Source organism: Micromonospora sp. DT44 (assembly GCF_049841635.1).
Lineage (GTDB): Bacteria > Actinomycetota > Actinomycetes > Mycobacteriales > Micromonosporaceae > Micromonospora.
Window position 1 is genome coordinate 119,796 of the sequence record NZ_JBNCKS010000006.1, and the last position, 12,469, is coordinate 132,264.

At 72.2% G+C, this 12,469-nt stretch carries 15 protein-coding genes; 5 read left to right on the forward strand and 10 right to left on the reverse strand.

Going from position 1 to position 12,469, the window contains the following annotated elements:
- Positions 1-36: 36 nt before the first annotated feature.
- The 8 genes from ACLQ25_RS05460 to ACLQ25_RS05495 all read right to left on the reverse strand — a co-directional run bounded on the left by ACLQ25_RS05460 (position 37) and on the right by ACLQ25_RS05495 (position 7,478).
- Entirely contained in the window at positions 37-732 is a 696-nt protein-coding gene (locus ACLQ25_RS05460) for a hypothetical protein (RefSeq protein ID WP_425729647.1), read from the reverse strand.
- Positions 729-1,223: a SigE family RNA polymerase sigma factor gene (locus ACLQ25_RS05465; protein WP_425729649.1), complete on the reverse strand. Its 495-nt coding sequence runs from the start codon at positions 1,221-1,223 to the stop codon at positions 729-731. Before ACLQ25_RS05465 ends, ACLQ25_RS05460 begins: the two co-directional genes overlap by 4 nt.
- Before the next feature lie 140 nt (positions 1,224-1,363).
- Positions 1,364-2,044, reverse strand: a complete 681-nt coding sequence (locus ACLQ25_RS05470) for a CHAP domain-containing protein (protein ID WP_425729651.1) — start codon at positions 2,042-2,044, stop codon at positions 1,364-1,366.
- Between the two features lie 115 nt (positions 2,045-2,159).
- On the reverse strand, positions 2,160-4,922 hold the full coding sequence (locus tag ACLQ25_RS05475) for a BTAD domain-containing putative transcriptional regulator (protein ID WP_425729653.1): 2,763 nt from the start codon (positions 4,920-4,922) through the stop codon (positions 2,160-2,162).
- A gap of 203 nt (positions 4,923-5,125) precedes the next feature.
- On the reverse strand, positions 5,126-5,533 hold the full coding sequence (locus ACLQ25_RS05480) for a hypothetical protein (protein WP_425729655.1): 408 nt from the start codon (positions 5,531-5,533) through the stop codon (positions 5,126-5,128).
- A 119-nt stretch (positions 5,534-5,652) separates the two neighbouring features.
- Positions 5,653-6,114: an HNH endonuclease gene (locus ACLQ25_RS05485; protein WP_425729657.1), complete on the reverse strand. Its 462-nt coding sequence runs from the start codon at positions 6,112-6,114 to the stop codon at positions 5,653-5,655.
- A 9-nt stretch (positions 6,115-6,123) separates the two neighbouring features.
- Positions 6,124-6,699, reverse strand: a complete 576-nt coding sequence (locus ACLQ25_RS05490; protein WP_425729659.1) for a nucleotidyltransferase family protein — start codon at positions 6,697-6,699, stop codon at positions 6,124-6,126.
- A 44-nt stretch (positions 6,700-6,743) separates the two neighbouring features.
- Positions 6,744-7,478, reverse strand: a complete 735-nt coding sequence (locus ACLQ25_RS05495; RefSeq protein ID WP_425729661.1) for an SDR family oxidoreductase — start codon at positions 7,476-7,478, stop codon at positions 6,744-6,746.
- A gap of 129 nt (positions 7,479-7,607) precedes the next feature.
- Between ACLQ25_RS05495 and ACLQ25_RS05500 the strand changes: the two genes are divergently transcribed.
- Positions 7,608-8,093, forward strand: a complete 486-nt coding sequence (locus tag ACLQ25_RS05500; RefSeq protein WP_425729663.1) for an RrF2 family transcriptional regulator — start codon at positions 7,608-7,610, stop codon at positions 8,091-8,093.
- Between the two features lie 23 nt (positions 8,094-8,116).
- Here ACLQ25_RS05500 and ACLQ25_RS05505 read toward each other — a convergent pair whose 3' ends face one another.
- A complete protein-coding gene (locus ACLQ25_RS05505; RefSeq protein WP_425729665.1) occupies positions 8,117-9,670 on the reverse strand; it encodes an ArnT family glycosyltransferase in 1,554 nt (517 codons plus the stop codon).
- A 172-nt stretch (positions 9,671-9,842) separates the two neighbouring features.
- Between ACLQ25_RS05505 and ACLQ25_RS05510 the strand changes: the two genes are divergently transcribed.
- A complete protein-coding gene (locus tag ACLQ25_RS05510; protein WP_425729667.1) occupies positions 9,843-10,349 on the forward strand; it encodes a DinB family protein in 507 nt (168 codons plus the stop codon).
- A 24-nt stretch (positions 10,350-10,373) separates the two neighbouring features.
- On the forward strand, positions 10,374-11,009 hold the full coding sequence (locus ACLQ25_RS05515) for a GNAT family N-acetyltransferase (protein ID WP_425729669.1): 636 nt from the start codon (positions 10,374-10,376) through the stop codon (positions 11,007-11,009).
- Here the strand turns inward: ACLQ25_RS05515 and ACLQ25_RS05520 are convergent.
- The gene (locus tag ACLQ25_RS05520; protein WP_425729671.1) at positions 10,962-11,225 is read right to left on the reverse strand and encodes a flavin reductase; all 264 of its coding nucleotides are present in this window, start codon (positions 11,223-11,225) and stop codon (positions 10,962-10,964) included. The two genes, ACLQ25_RS05515 and ACLQ25_RS05520, sit on opposite strands and share 48 nt — an antisense overlap.
- A gap of 201 nt (positions 11,226-11,426) precedes the next feature.
- On the opposite strand from ACLQ25_RS05520, the gene ACLQ25_RS05525 reads away from it, so the two are divergent.
- Complete coding sequence (locus tag ACLQ25_RS05525; RefSeq protein WP_425729673.1) at positions 11,427-12,197, forward strand: DUF5753 domain-containing protein; 771 nt, start codon at positions 11,427-11,429, stop codon at positions 12,195-12,197.
- Positions 12,188-12,379 (forward strand): DUF397 domain-containing protein, encoded by a 192-nt coding sequence (locus ACLQ25_RS05530; protein WP_425729675.1) that lies wholly within the window; start codon positions 12,188-12,190, stop codon positions 12,377-12,379. Before ACLQ25_RS05525 ends, ACLQ25_RS05530 begins: the two co-directional genes overlap by 10 nt.
- The last annotated feature ends 90 nt before the right edge of the window (positions 12,380-12,469 follow it).

Below are 12,469 nucleotides of genomic sequence, written 5' to 3' on the forward strand. Positions count from 1 at the left end.
TGTGCGTAAGCGCTCACGCTGTTGTAGAGCCGGCGTTCATCTCGTCGCGGTGGCCCATTCGGCCGCCGTCGTGGGGCTGTAGTACCGGGTGAAGCCACAGCCCCACGCGATCGGGTCGGCGAGCGGCGCGCCGCCCCAGCGGGGCATGCCGGACACGAGCAGCCGGGTGCCGACCTGATAGGCAGGGCCAGCCTCGGACGTGGCATCGCCCGTCCCGGCCCCTGCGGCGGGCGGCGACATGTCCACCACGGCGGTGCCTGCGGATCCGCCTCTGAACCAGGTGTGCACCTGGAACTTCACCGATCGCAGGTCCAGGGGAGGATTCGCGCCGCGTTCGGTTCGGGCCGGTCCGATGCCGGTCACGGTGCCGTCGAAGGCGAAGGCCTGCTCGGCGAGCGTCTCTGGTGCGTACGCCTTGACGCACTGGGTCGCGCCGAAGGCGAGCGGATCGCCGGGCTTGACCCCGGCCGGCAGGTCGGCCGTAGGCGTCGGAGTGACCGGTGCGGACGAGGGGATGACCGGCGGCTGTGCCTGCGGCGTCGCGGCCGGCCGGAAGGCTCCGTACCCGCCCACCGCGAAGATCACCGTGGTCGTGGCCGCCGCCACCATCAGGGTCCGTCGCCTGCGGTGGACCCTGCGCACCGCCGCGGCGGCCACGGTCAGCTCGTCGGGGGCGTCGGCGGCCTCGGCGGCGAAGAGCTCGCGCAACTCGCGCTCGGTCGACTGGTTCATCGGGTCTCCCTCTGGGCGTCGATGGCCGCTGGCCCGCGCAGGCTCGCCAGGGCACGTGAGGCGGTGGCTCGTACGGAGCTCTCGCTGACCCCCATGGCCGCGGCGATCGCCGCGTCGTCCAGGTCGGCGTAGTAGCGCAGGACGAGCACGGTGCGGGCGCGCGGGGCGAGCCTGTTCAACAGCACCCGCATCTGGTCCCGGGCGGCGACCGCGTCGGCCGGGTCGGCCACCGTGGCACCGGTCTCCTGGCGCAGGTCGGTAGGCCGCTCCGTCGTCCAGCGTCGGCGACGCCAACTCAGATGCGCGTTCACCAGCATGCGGCGTACGTAGGCCTCGGGGTCTGACGCGGCGCGCACCCGCTTCCAGTGCCGGTACACGTCGGCCAGCACGGTCTGCGCAAGATCCTCCGCCACCTGCCGGTCGCCGCTCAGGACGAACGCCAGGCGCACCAGCGACCGGCCATACCCCGCCACGAAATCCTCGAACGACACGCCTGCTCCCGTCAGTGCTCTCCACTAGGAAGACGCACCGGCCACCGCCCGGCGCTGCACGGCTACCCTCTCCGAGCGCTGGTCGGCGTTCGACACCGGCTCCGGGCCCGGCGGGCCCGGAGCCGGTGTCGTTGCCCGATCTACCTCGCGGCCGGTGAGGCGTACCCGACGATGGACGAGGCCCAGTTGCTGTACTGCGGGTGGGTCACGCCGTCCGACTGGTTGCCGCCGACCACGTAGTGGTTGCCGTCCGTGCTGGTGTCGTAGTACGACGTGACGATGGCGACGTGGTCGTAGCTGCCGTTGCCGTCCCAGTCGTAGACCACCGCGTCACCCTTGCGCGGGACGTAGCCGCTGCCGCGCCCGTGCCAGGTGCCGTTGTTGATGCCGTACGTCCGGAAGCTGCCGGCCGCCGCGGTGAGACCGGTGTACTTCGCGCCGCCCCAGTAGAAGGCGAACTTCGCGAAGTCCGCGCACCATTGCCGCTTGCGCCACGCCACCGGCCCCCAGGCCTTGGTGCCGTCGCGGTACATGTAGCCGTTGGTGGTCTTGCCGCACTTGCCGTAGGTGGAGGCGGTGCCGTCATTGCGGTCGTTGGCCGGGTCGGTCCAGAAGCCGGTGTAGAAGTTGCAGTCTTCGGTCGAGGTCTCGGACAGCCGTGCCTGGACGTCGGCGTTGGTGGACGTGTACTGCTCCCACGCGATGTTTCCGACGTCGATGCCGAGCTGGGTGTCGCCCGCGGCGTACGCGGGGCTGGCCACGCTGAGGGTCGACGCCGCGAGGGCGACCGCCGTGACCAGCGCCATACGGATCCTTCTCATCGGTTCTCCTACTTTCTGACTGACGAAGGTGGACGTCAGAAAGCGTCGGCGTGCCGGCTTGGGCGGCCCTTGAGGGAGTCTTGACTCTCCTCTTCGACGACGGTGGTGGAGGCGGTCAGTCGTCGAGGTCGCGTAACGCGGCGGCCACCGACTCGGCGTTCGGATGGTCGAGTTCGCGAAGGATCGTCGCTGCCTGCCGCAGGAACTCGCGCGCCTGCTCCGCCTCGCCGGCGGCGGAGTGGCTCTGCCCCAGATGCGTCAGGATCTCCGCCTCGTTGTAGCGGTCCCGGAAGTTGCGGACCAGCTTGAGGGCCCGCTGGTAGCAGGTGTTGGCCTCGGCATGCCGGCCCAGGTGGTGGTACGCGTAACCGAGGCTGTCCCAGGCGCCGGCCTCGGCGTGCTGGTCGCCGATCTCCTGGTTGAGCTCGACCGCCCCCTCGCAGTACGCCACGGCCGCGCCGTGGTCGCTGAGCTGGGTGTGCAGCCAGCCGACATTGTTGACGGCCATCGCCTCCCCGGCCCGGTGCCCGGCCTGCCGGTAGAGCTCGAGGGCCAACTCGTTGTGGCGTAGCGCGTCGGACCAGCGGTCCTGCTGGTTGTATGCCCAGCCGAGCCCACGGTGGGTGTGCGCCTGGCTGACCGGGTCGCCCAGGTCCTCGAACAGCGCGAGTGCCCCCTGGTAGTGCCGGTGGGCCTCGTCGAGTTCCCCGAGCTGGGTGTGGGCGACTCCCAGGCTGCGGTGGGAGCACGCCTGCCAGCGCCGCTCACCGAGCCGGCCCGCGGCCCGCAGCGCCGCGAGCTGCGTCGCGGTCCAGTCGCGCCAGTGTCCCTGCTCGTCGAGGTAACTCTCCATCGTCCAGGCCAACTGCCAGGTGTACGCGTCGAGCCCGTCGCGCGCGGACTGGCGCAGGATGCCGAGCAGCACGGCGTGTTCGGTGTGGAACCAGGCCAGCGCCTGCGCCTGGTCGGCCACCGGGTCGAGGGTGAGTTGGGGCTGTGCGGGCGGCAGCGTGATCGGCTCGCGGGCCGGGTCGAGCAGGCACGTCGCCGCGTGGGCGGTGTGCAGGTAGTGGTCGAGCATGCGGACGAGGGCGGCCTGCCGGTGGTCCGGGGCGTCACGCTCGACCTGCTCCGCCGCGTACAGGCGGACCAGATCGTGCAGGCGGTACCGCGTCGCCGTCTGTTGGTGGACCAGGTGCGCCTCGTGCAGGTCGTGCAGCAGCGGCCGGGTCTGCCGTGGGGAGAGGCCGCTGAGGCTCGCCGCGGCCCCCAGGCCGACCTCGGGGCCGGGGGTCAGACCGAGCAGCCGGAACATCCGGGCCGCCTCCGGCTGCAGGGCGCGCGTGGAGGAGGCGAAGACCGCGCGCAGGTCGGCACTCAGGTCGCCGGTGGTCAGGGCGTCCAGCCGCGTCGCCTCCTCGGACAGCTCCTCGACGAGCGCCCGCAGCGGGAGATCGGGGTGCATCGCCGCGCGCGCCGCGACGATGCTCAGGGCCAGTGGCAGGCCGTGGCACCGGGCCAGCAGCGCGGCGACGCTGTCGGGTTCCTCCGCGAGCAGTCGCGGCCCGAACCGGCGGGACAGCAGGTGGTGGGCCTCGTCGTCGGTGAGCACGTTCAGGGTGAAGCCCTGCGCGCCCTGTGCCACGAGGCCGCCCAGGCGACGACGGCTGGTCACCAGGACGGTGCAGGTGGGGCTGCCGGGTAGCAGGGTGGCGACCTGTTCGGTGTCGTGGGCGTTGTCCAGCACGATCAGCATCCGCCGGCCCGCGAGCAGGGTGCGGTAGAGGGCCGCCTGCGCGTCCACGCCGGTCGGGATCGCCTTGGGCGGTACGGCCAGGGCGTCGAGGAGGCCGCGCAGGGCCACCGGCGGCGGCACCGGCTCGGCGGCGGGGTCGAAGCCGCGCAGGTTCACGTACAACTGGCCGTCGGGGAAGCGGTCCAGGTGGTCGTACGCCCAGCGCAGGGCCAACCAGGTCTTGCCGACGCCGCCGGTGCCACCGATCACCGCGACGGCGACGGCGTCGTCGGTCTGACCCTCGACCAGGCGGGACAGCGTGGCCAGTTCGCGGACCCGGCCGGTGAACAACGGCGGTGGGGCCGGCAGTTGTCGGGGCGTCGGGTGGGGCGCCGCCGTCTCGGTCGTCGGCGCGGCGAGTGTCGGATCGCCGTTGAGGATGCCCAGGTGCAGCGCTTGCAGATCGGGACCGGGGTCGACGCCGGTCTCGTCGGCCAGGACACGGCGCAGCCGGTCGTAGTGCTCCAGCGCCTCGGCCTGCCGACCGCAGCGGTAGAGGGCGCGCATGAGTTGCCCGGCGAGGCGCTCGTCCAGAGGATGGGCCGGCGCGTCGCGCAGGAGGTCCGGCAGCAGGGACGCGTGCAGGCCCAGGCGGAGCGCGGTGTCCGTGCGGTCCCGTTCGGCGGCCAGCCTCTCCTGCGTGAGCGCCTCGCGCGTCTCGTTGAGCCACGGGGTGTCCAGCCGGGGAAAGGGCTCGCCACGCCACAGGCCGAGGGCCTCGTCGAACCGCCCCAGCGCCGCCTCGTCGTCGGGCACTGCGCGCGCCCCGGCGACCAGGTCGCGGAACCGGTGCAGATCCACTGCGGCCGGGTCCACGCTGAGCAGGTAGCCGCCCGAGCGGCGGGAGATCTCGGCACCGCCGGCCAGGCAGGACCGCAGGCGGGACAGGTAGCTGTACAGCGAATTCACGGCGCGCTGCGGACGATGGTCGGCCCAGACGCGTTCGAGGAACTGGTCGACGTGTACGACGCGATTCGCCTCGATGAGCAGGATCGCCAGGACGCTGCGCTGCCGAGCGTGGCCCAGGTCGACCCATTCGCCGTCGATTTCCGCCTCGACCTCGCCGAGCAGCCTGAACTTCACCGACACCGTCCCCCGCTGTCGCCGTTCCCGGCTTGACCAGGCGATTCAAGATTCGCTCAAGAAGTCTCTCCATTGTATTCGGAGACATTCTCGGATCCGGATCGCGAGGACGGCCGTCTACGTGCTGGGACGGCACGGCAGCGGGCCCCGGGACTCCTTGAGGGAGTCCCGGGGCCCGCTGCGGCGGTGGTGCGCGGAGGGCGTCAGTCGCCGGCGGAAACCTCGTAGAGCCGGCTGCCGCTGACGAACGTGGACCCTTCGTAGTTCGAGATCGTGAACGTGATGTAGCCGGTTTCGGCGATGTCGAGGTCGATGTCGACGCACTTGCCGTTGCCGGGGTAGTAGTGCCGGTTGCCGCTGTACGAGCCGCCGTTGATGGCGTAGTTCACCACCGGGTGGTGATTGAGTCCCGTGTCGCAGACCCAGAGGTGCTCTCCGTAGGGCGCGAAGCAGGCGAAGGCGCCGCCGTCGTACGAGTAGCCGCCGTAGCAGGCCGAGGGCGGGCTCGCCGCCGCCTGCGCCGACGGTGCCGCCGCCGAGGCCGGCGCGGCGAACGTCAGCACCGCGCCAACGGGGATGGCGAGCGCCGTCGCGATTCGTCCGAGCTGCATGGGAACCTCCTGTGCGAGTTGCCCCGGACGTCCGGGGTATCTGCGTCGAAGGCTGCCGGCGCGGGTGTGCGAAAACCTTGCGTGGAGGTTGAATCGCCTGGTGAACCTGGGGCCGGGCGTCAGTTCGACAGGTACGCCGAGCGGGCCTGGCTCACCTCGGCGGCCTGGCGCTGCCGCCACCGGCGTTGGCTGTCCCGGTTGCAGGCGCGGCACGTCCGGCGGTATCGACCCGTCGACTCGTCGATCTCGCGGTCGTGCCCGTTGCGGCAGGTCGGGCCCTGCGTTCGGGTGCGGCAGTTCTCGGCGCGGCTGACCTGCCGCAGGTGGGTGGGCTCGATGCAGTCCTTCGCCGGGCAGAGGTGGTCGACCTCCAGATCGGGGCGGTACCCGCCGACGAAGACGACGTACGCGGCGATGTGCGCCCAGGCGCGGCCGGCGACCTTCTGGTGAACGCCGCGCCGCGTGCCGTACCCGCTGATGATGAGGCAGCCGTCGTCCTGCCGCACCGAACGCCGCAGGAGATGGTCGCGCAGACTGGCCTCGGTGAAGTGGCGGGACAACCCCTTGACCTCGCTGAGCACGGCGTCACCCTATCGGAGGCGTGCGGCGTGCTCGGGCAGGTCGACGTCGGTGTCGTCGGCGACGTCGGCGCAGTCCACCAGTCGTACGGCTGTTGCGTGGGCGTGGAGGTAGTCGCGTGCGCCCCGGTCGCCGGTGGCCGCCTCGGCGACTCCGGCCCAGTGGTCGCGCCCGAGCAGCACCGGATGTCCGCGTCGCCCGTCGCGGTAGGTGGCCATGGCGAGGGATTCGACGGTGGCGTCGCGGGCGACGCGTCGTACCGCCTCAGGGGTCAGGTCGGGCTGGTCGACCAGGGTGACCACGACGGCCGCGGCCGGGCTGGACGTGAGGGAGTCCAGCCCGGCGCGCAGCGACGAGCCCATGCCCGACGCCCAGTCGCCGTTCACCACCACGTCGGGCAGCCGGGTGCGGGCGCGGATCTGGTCGGCCTGCGCGCCGAGCACCACCAGGACGGGTCGGCAGCCGGCGGCGGCGAGGAGGTCGGCGGCGTGCTCCACGAGCAGGCGGCCACGGTAGGGCAGGAGGGCCTTGGGTTGTCCGAGCCGTCGGCCGGCGCCGGCCGCCAGGAGGAGACCCGCCGTGACCATGGCCCGAGCCTAGTCCGCACGACCGGCGGACGCCCCGCCGCCGGTCAGCGCGCCAGCCACTCCCGGTACGAGGTGGGGGCGAGCACGGCGTCCTCCTTGGCGATCAGCACGTCACCGGGGGCCGCGGCGAACATGCCGGCGGTGTCGTCGGTGGTGACGGTCCGCTGGTCGCCGCGGGCGGCGAGGGTGATCCGGCCCAGCTCGTCGAGCCCGAACACGTCGGGGCCGGCGACGTTGCGGATGCCCTGAAGGGGCGCGCCCACGCTCACGTCGGCGACGGCCTGGGCCACGTCGGCCGCGGCCATCGGCTGGACGGGGGTGCTGGGCAGGCGTACGCCGGTCTCGTCGGCGGTCCAGGAGATGACCGCGTCGATGAACTCGAAGAACTGGGTGGCGCGGACGATCGAGTACGGCACTCCGCTGGCCTTGAGGATGTCCTCCTGGAGCACCTTCGCGCGGTAGTAGGCCAGGTCGGGCACCTGGTCGACGCCGACGATCGACAGGACCACGGCGTGTCCGACGCCGGCCTGCTCGGCGGCGGTCAGGAGGTTGTCCATGGTGGTCTGGAAGAACGGGGGGGAGGCCTCGTCGAAGGTCGGCGAGTTGGTGAGGTTGACGACGACGTCAACGTCCTTGAGCGCCTCGGGGAGGCCCTGCCCGGTGAGGAGGTCGACGCCGGTCGACTGCGAGTGCCCGTACGCGTCGTGCCCGGCCGTGCGCAGGATCTGGACGACCTGGGAGCCGATCAGGCCCGTTCCGCCCATCACAGCGATCTTCATGTCCGTTCCACCTTCCGTGTCCGGTTCGTCCCCGCACCCCAGCGGCGCCGGCAAACTCGGACCTCTTATGTCCGAGAACTATACTCGGACAAGAAGGATCCGAGTATCAGGGGTGGCTAGGGTGAGGCGATGAAGATGTCCGGTGGTGTCGAGTGGGCGCTGCACTGCTGTGTCGTGCTCACCACCAGCAGCCGGCCGGTCCCGGCCGCCCGGCTCGCGGAGCTGCACGACGTCTCCGGCAGCTACCTCGCCAAGCAGCTCCAGTCGCTGGCCCGCGCGGGGCTCATCCACTCCGTGCAGGGCAAGTCCGGCGGCTACGCGCTGACCCGCGCGCCGGAGTCGATCAGCGTGCTCGACGTGGTCCACGCCGTCGACGGACCGGGCCCGGCCTTCGTGTGCACCGAGATCCGCCAGCGCGGCCCGCTGGCCACCCCGCCCGCCGACTGCACCGGCGCGTGCCCGATCGCCCGCGCCATGTGGACCGCCGAGACGGCGTGGCGCGACGCCCTGGCCGGCATCACGATCGCCGACCTCGCCCGCGACGTGGACGCCGACTCGGGCCCCGAGGCCCTGGCCACCGTCCACGCCTGGCTCACCGGCGACCCCGCCGGCTGAGCGCTCGGCGGGCGTGACGCGGCTCAGCCGGCGCGACGTACCTCGGTGTCCCAGATCTCGGCCCACGGACGCCGCAGCCCCCGGCACACGTGGATCGGGCCGCCGTTCTCGTCGTTGGCCACCTCGACCCGCTGGTCCACCCGCCCGGCCAGCACACACTGCTCGAACCAGCCGTTCAGCGCGTCGGGGCGCTCCCAGCCGACCGCGATGACCACGTCCGCATCGGCGGGCGGGCGGCCGAAGTCGAGCATGCTGTTGTGACCGGAGTACGCCCGGGGCAGCCCCCGTGCCGGTCCGTAGCGCGCGACCGCCCCGGCCTCGCCGTAGTTGGCGGTGAGAACGACCGCCCGCGCGCGTTCCGACTCCGGCAGGCCACGGTGGACGGTGGCGAGTGAGTCGGCGAACGCCGGCCAGCCGATGGTCTCACCGGCGTCATAGTTCACGTCGACCATGAAGGCGGGCAGCCGATCGGCCGGCAGCACGGGCAGCAGCAGCACGATGCTGGGCAGCAGGAACGGCACCGCGCCGGCCGCGAGCACCCCTCGCCGCAGCCACGACCGGCCGCGCGACGCCCAGGCGGCGGTGACCACCGCGCCCGCCGCGACGAGCGCCAACAGCAGAGGAGCGTCGTAGTAGCCCTTGCCGCCGGCCACCAGGACCACACCGAACACGACAACCCAGGCCCAACCCACCGCCCGGTACGACCGCCACGCCGGCCGGCACAGCAACGCGACGAGACCCGCGATCCAGATCGGTACGGCGTACGGGCTGATGATGAGGAACTGGAGGGTGAACGCGTCGACGCGGCCGCTGTAGGAGCTGTCCCCGTCGGAGATGGACGCGGCCACGCCGAGCTGCGGGAAGCCGTGCGCCGCCTGCCAGATCAGGTTCGGCGCGGCCAGCACCAGGGCGATCGCGGCGGCGGCGAGTACCCGGCGGTCGCGCAGCAGCCGACGCGGCCCCGCGATCAGCACCCCGGCGAGCAGGCCCATGGCCAGCAGCGCCGGCAACAGCTTGTTGAGCATGCCCACGCCGAGCACCAGCCCGAGCGGGAGCGCCCACCGGGTGTCGCCGGTGCGCAGTAGTCGCACCGCGCACCACGCCACGCCGAGCCAGACCAGCAGGTCGACGGTCGTGGTGCTGAGCAGGTGCCCGCTGGCGAGCACGATGCCGGAGATCGCGGCGAGCACCGCCGCGAAGCTCTGCCCGCCCCGACCGCCACCCATTTCCCGGGCGATGGCGGCGACCAGCAGCACCGCGCCCCCGGCCAGCAGCGCCGACGGCGTCCGTAGGACCACCAGGTTGCCCGGCGCGATCTCGTCGAGCAGTCGGGCCAGCGCGGGAACCAGCGGGCCCTGGTCGACGTAACCCCAGTCGAGGTGCCGACCGCAGAGCAGGAAGTACAGCTCGTCGCGGTGATAGCCGTACCGCCCGGCGAGTAGCAGCAGCGTCACGCTGGTCGCGGCGGCCACCAGCCACGGGCCCCGCGTACGCGGACCGGGCTGCGACAGCTCGGTCGGTGTGGACGACCGGGCCGACGGGCGCGGGCGCTCGGTGTCGATGACGGGCTCGCTCACCGATCCATCATCGCCCGTGACGACGCCGTGTGGGTGCCCGTGAAGCCTCCGGGTGCACGTGCTCTGAGCAGGTGCGAAGATCAGTTTCGCAACCCGACCGGGAGGACGACATGCGACACCTCACTCTGGACGCCACCGGCACCCTGCGCGGACACGACCTGTCGAGCGGATCATGATTCCCTTTCCAGAGCCGACCGCACCGGCCGGCAGCCGCACCGAGGTCTTCCTGCGCTACCTGGACTACTTCCGCGAGTCGGTGGTGGCCAAGGTGTCCGCGTTGGAGGAGGCGGAGCTGCGCAGCAGCCGGCTGCCGTCCGGGTGGACGCCGCTGGAACTGCTCACGCACCTGCGCCACGTCGAGCGGCGCTGGATCGAGTGGGGTTTTCAGGGTCGGGACGTCGCCGAGCCGTGGGGAGACCGTCGGAACGACCGCTGGTACGTCGCTCCCGAGGAGACCCGCGACGACCTGGTCGCGGCGCTGCGGGCGCAGGGCGCGCACACGACCGCCGTGGTGTCGGCGCACGACCTGGCCGAGATCGGCGCGCCGGGCCCGCGCTGGGACGGCGCGGACCCGGCGTCGTTGGAACGGGTGCTGTTCCACCTGGTGCAGGAATACGCCCGTCACCTGGGCCACCTCGACGTGGTCGCCGAGCTGGCGGGAGGCCCGACCGGGGAGTGAGACCGTCGACCCGATAATGGGCCGATGCCTCTGCTCGTCACCCCCGCCCTGCCCGCCGGAACTCTCGCCGCGCAGGAACAACCCGACCTTCCGGTACGCCCCGGGCTGGCGCTGCGGCCGTGGCGCGACGACGACGCCCCGGTCGTCCAAGCGGCGTTCGGCTGTCCGGCGATCCAGCGGTGGCACGTGCTCCGGCTCGACGACGAGGCCGAGGCCAGGGCGTGGACCGCACAGTGGACCGGTCGGTGGCGTGCCGAGGCGGCCGTGAGTTTCGCGATCGTCGACGGCGACGACCGACCGGTCGGCCAGACGGGATTGCGGGAAGTACTGCTGACCGAGGGGTCGGCCCAGATTTCGTACTGGCTCCTGCCCGACGCGCGCGGACGGGGGATCGCCACCGCCGCGCTGGAGACGCTGACCCGGTGGAGCTTCACGCAGGCCGGGTTGTACCGGTTGGAGCTGAACCACTCGACGGCCAACGCGGCGTCGTGCCGGGTCGCCACGCGGGGCGGCTTCGCCGTGGAGGGGGTGGCGCGCCAGTCGATGCGGCACGCCGACGGCTGGCACGACATGCACCAGCACGCACGACTGCGCACCGACGGGGCGATCTGCTCAGCGGGGCTGCGCCCAGCCGACGAAACGCGGGGTCAGATCGGGTAGCGCCACGTCGGGGTTGAGCGTGGCGAGGTCGGCCTCGGCCTCCTTCTGGACCGCCGCCAGGTGCGTCAACAGACCCGGGCGGTCCTCGCGGTACCGGCCGAGCAGGCGCAGCTTGGCGGTCGAGCACGGCCAGAGAATGCCGCAGGCCGGGCAGCGCCATGAGGGGCGCAAGGGGGAGTGCGTCGACCTGCTGGCCGGTCCTTCGGTGTGTCGCACAGGCGTTCCTTCCGGCTCGACTGGTGGAAGCGGGGACCGCGCCCGGTCGTGGAAGCGGCCCCCGCCGCGAACGCGTCCGCCGGGTTCGGGTCCCTGCCGGCCGCGCCGTCGATACCCCACTTTGCCGGGAGTCTCTGGACAACCACACAGCGTTACGTAATCTCCTTGGCGCAGCTCATTTGCCCCCAGGGAAGGAACGGCATGAACCACGCCTTTGTCGCGGCGCTCGCCGAGGCGGGTCACACGGCCGAGAGCCTCGCTGACCGGATCGGTGTGCACCCGAAGACCGTCGCCCGGTGGGCGAACCCGGGCCACGTCCCCCAGAGTCGACACCGCGCGACCGTCGCCGAGCTGCTGGCGCGCGACGCGGAGGCACTGTGGCCGGACGCCCTTCGTCGCCGCGAACCGGTGTGGTTCCGACCGTGGGTCGACATCGAACGCGAGGCGGTGACGCTGCGGTCGTTCGAGTTGGCGTGGGTGCCGGGGCTGCTGCAAACCGAGGCGTACGCACGGGCGACCCTGGCCGGCGGGGTGCTGACGGCGGACGCGGTCGACGAGTTCACCGAGGCGCGGATGAATCGGCAGTCGATCATCGAACGGGAGACCGAGGGGCCGCTGCTCATCGCCCTGCTCGACGAGGGGGTGCTGCGCCGCCGTGTCGGCGACGACCGGGCGCTGATGGCGGCGCAGCTCACGCGCCTGCTTCGCTACGTCGAGACGGACACCGTCCAACTCCAGGTCGTTCCGACCGACGCGCCCAGCTACCCCGGGCTCGACGGGCCGTTCACCATCGCGGACCTGCCGGACGGCTCGCGCCTCGCACACGTCGACAGTGCCGCGCAGGCGCAGATCCTCGATCGGCCATCGGAGCTTGTTAGCCTGGAGCGGCGGTGGGAGCGGATTCGCGGCGAGGCGCTGCCCCGGGGACGTTCCCTGGACCTTCTCAGAGAAGCGGCGGGATCATGGACATGACCGGGGCGCGGTGGCGCACGAGCACGAGAAGCGGCGGCAACGGCGGCAACTGCGTCGAGGTCGCCGACAACCTTCCGGGCGTGGTGCTCGTCCGCGACTCGAAGGACCGCGACGGCTTGACCCTCACGTTCCGCCCGGACGCCTGGCGCGGCTTCGTCGCCATGGCCCGCGCCGCCGGCTGACCGTCCACATCGGCCCGATTACGGGCGCACCAAAGGCGTCGGCGGCCGGAGACCCTGCGTCTCGTGCCCACGCCATCACCGCCTTGAGCC

Bases quoted from the DNA above. Each gene is read 5' to 3' on its own strand.
- ACLQ25_RS05500 (WP_425729663.1), top strand. From the start codon at position 7,608: ATGAAGATGTCCGGTGGTGTCGAGTGGGCGCTGCACTGCTGTGTCGTG.
- ACLQ25_RS05525 (WP_425729673.1), top strand. From the start codon at position 11,427: ATGAACCACGCCTTTGTCGCGGCGCTCGCCGAGGCGGGTCACACGGCC.
- ACLQ25_RS05460 (WP_425729647.1), bottom strand. From the start codon at position 732: ATGAACCAGTCGACCGAGCGCGAGTTGCGCGAGCTCTTCGCCGCCGAG.
- ACLQ25_RS05530 (WP_425729675.1), top strand. From the start codon at position 12,188: ATGGACATGACCGGGGCGCGGTGGCGCACGAGCACGAGAAGCGGCGGC.
- ACLQ25_RS05480 (WP_425729655.1), bottom strand. From the start codon at position 5,533: ATGCAGCTCGGACGAATCGCGACGGCGCTCGCCATCCCCGTTGGCGCG.
- ACLQ25_RS05470 (WP_425729651.1), bottom strand. From the start codon at position 2,044: ATGAGAAGGATCCGTATGGCGCTGGTCACGGCGGTCGCCCTCGCGGCG.
- ACLQ25_RS05495 (WP_425729661.1), bottom strand. From the start codon at position 7,478: ATGAAGATCGCTGTGATGGGCGGAACGGGCCTGATCGGCTCCCAGGTC.
- ACLQ25_RS05510 (WP_425729667.1), top strand. From the start codon at position 9,843: ATGATTCCCTTTCCAGAGCCGACCGCACCGGCCGGCAGCCGCACCGAG.
- ACLQ25_RS05515 (WP_425729669.1), top strand. From the start codon at position 10,374: ATGCCTCTGCTCGTCACCCCCGCCCTGCCCGCCGGAACTCTCGCCGCG.
- ACLQ25_RS05490 (WP_425729659.1), bottom strand. From the start codon at position 6,699: ATGGTCACGGCGGGTCTCCTCCTGGCGGCCGGCGCCGGCCGACGGCTC.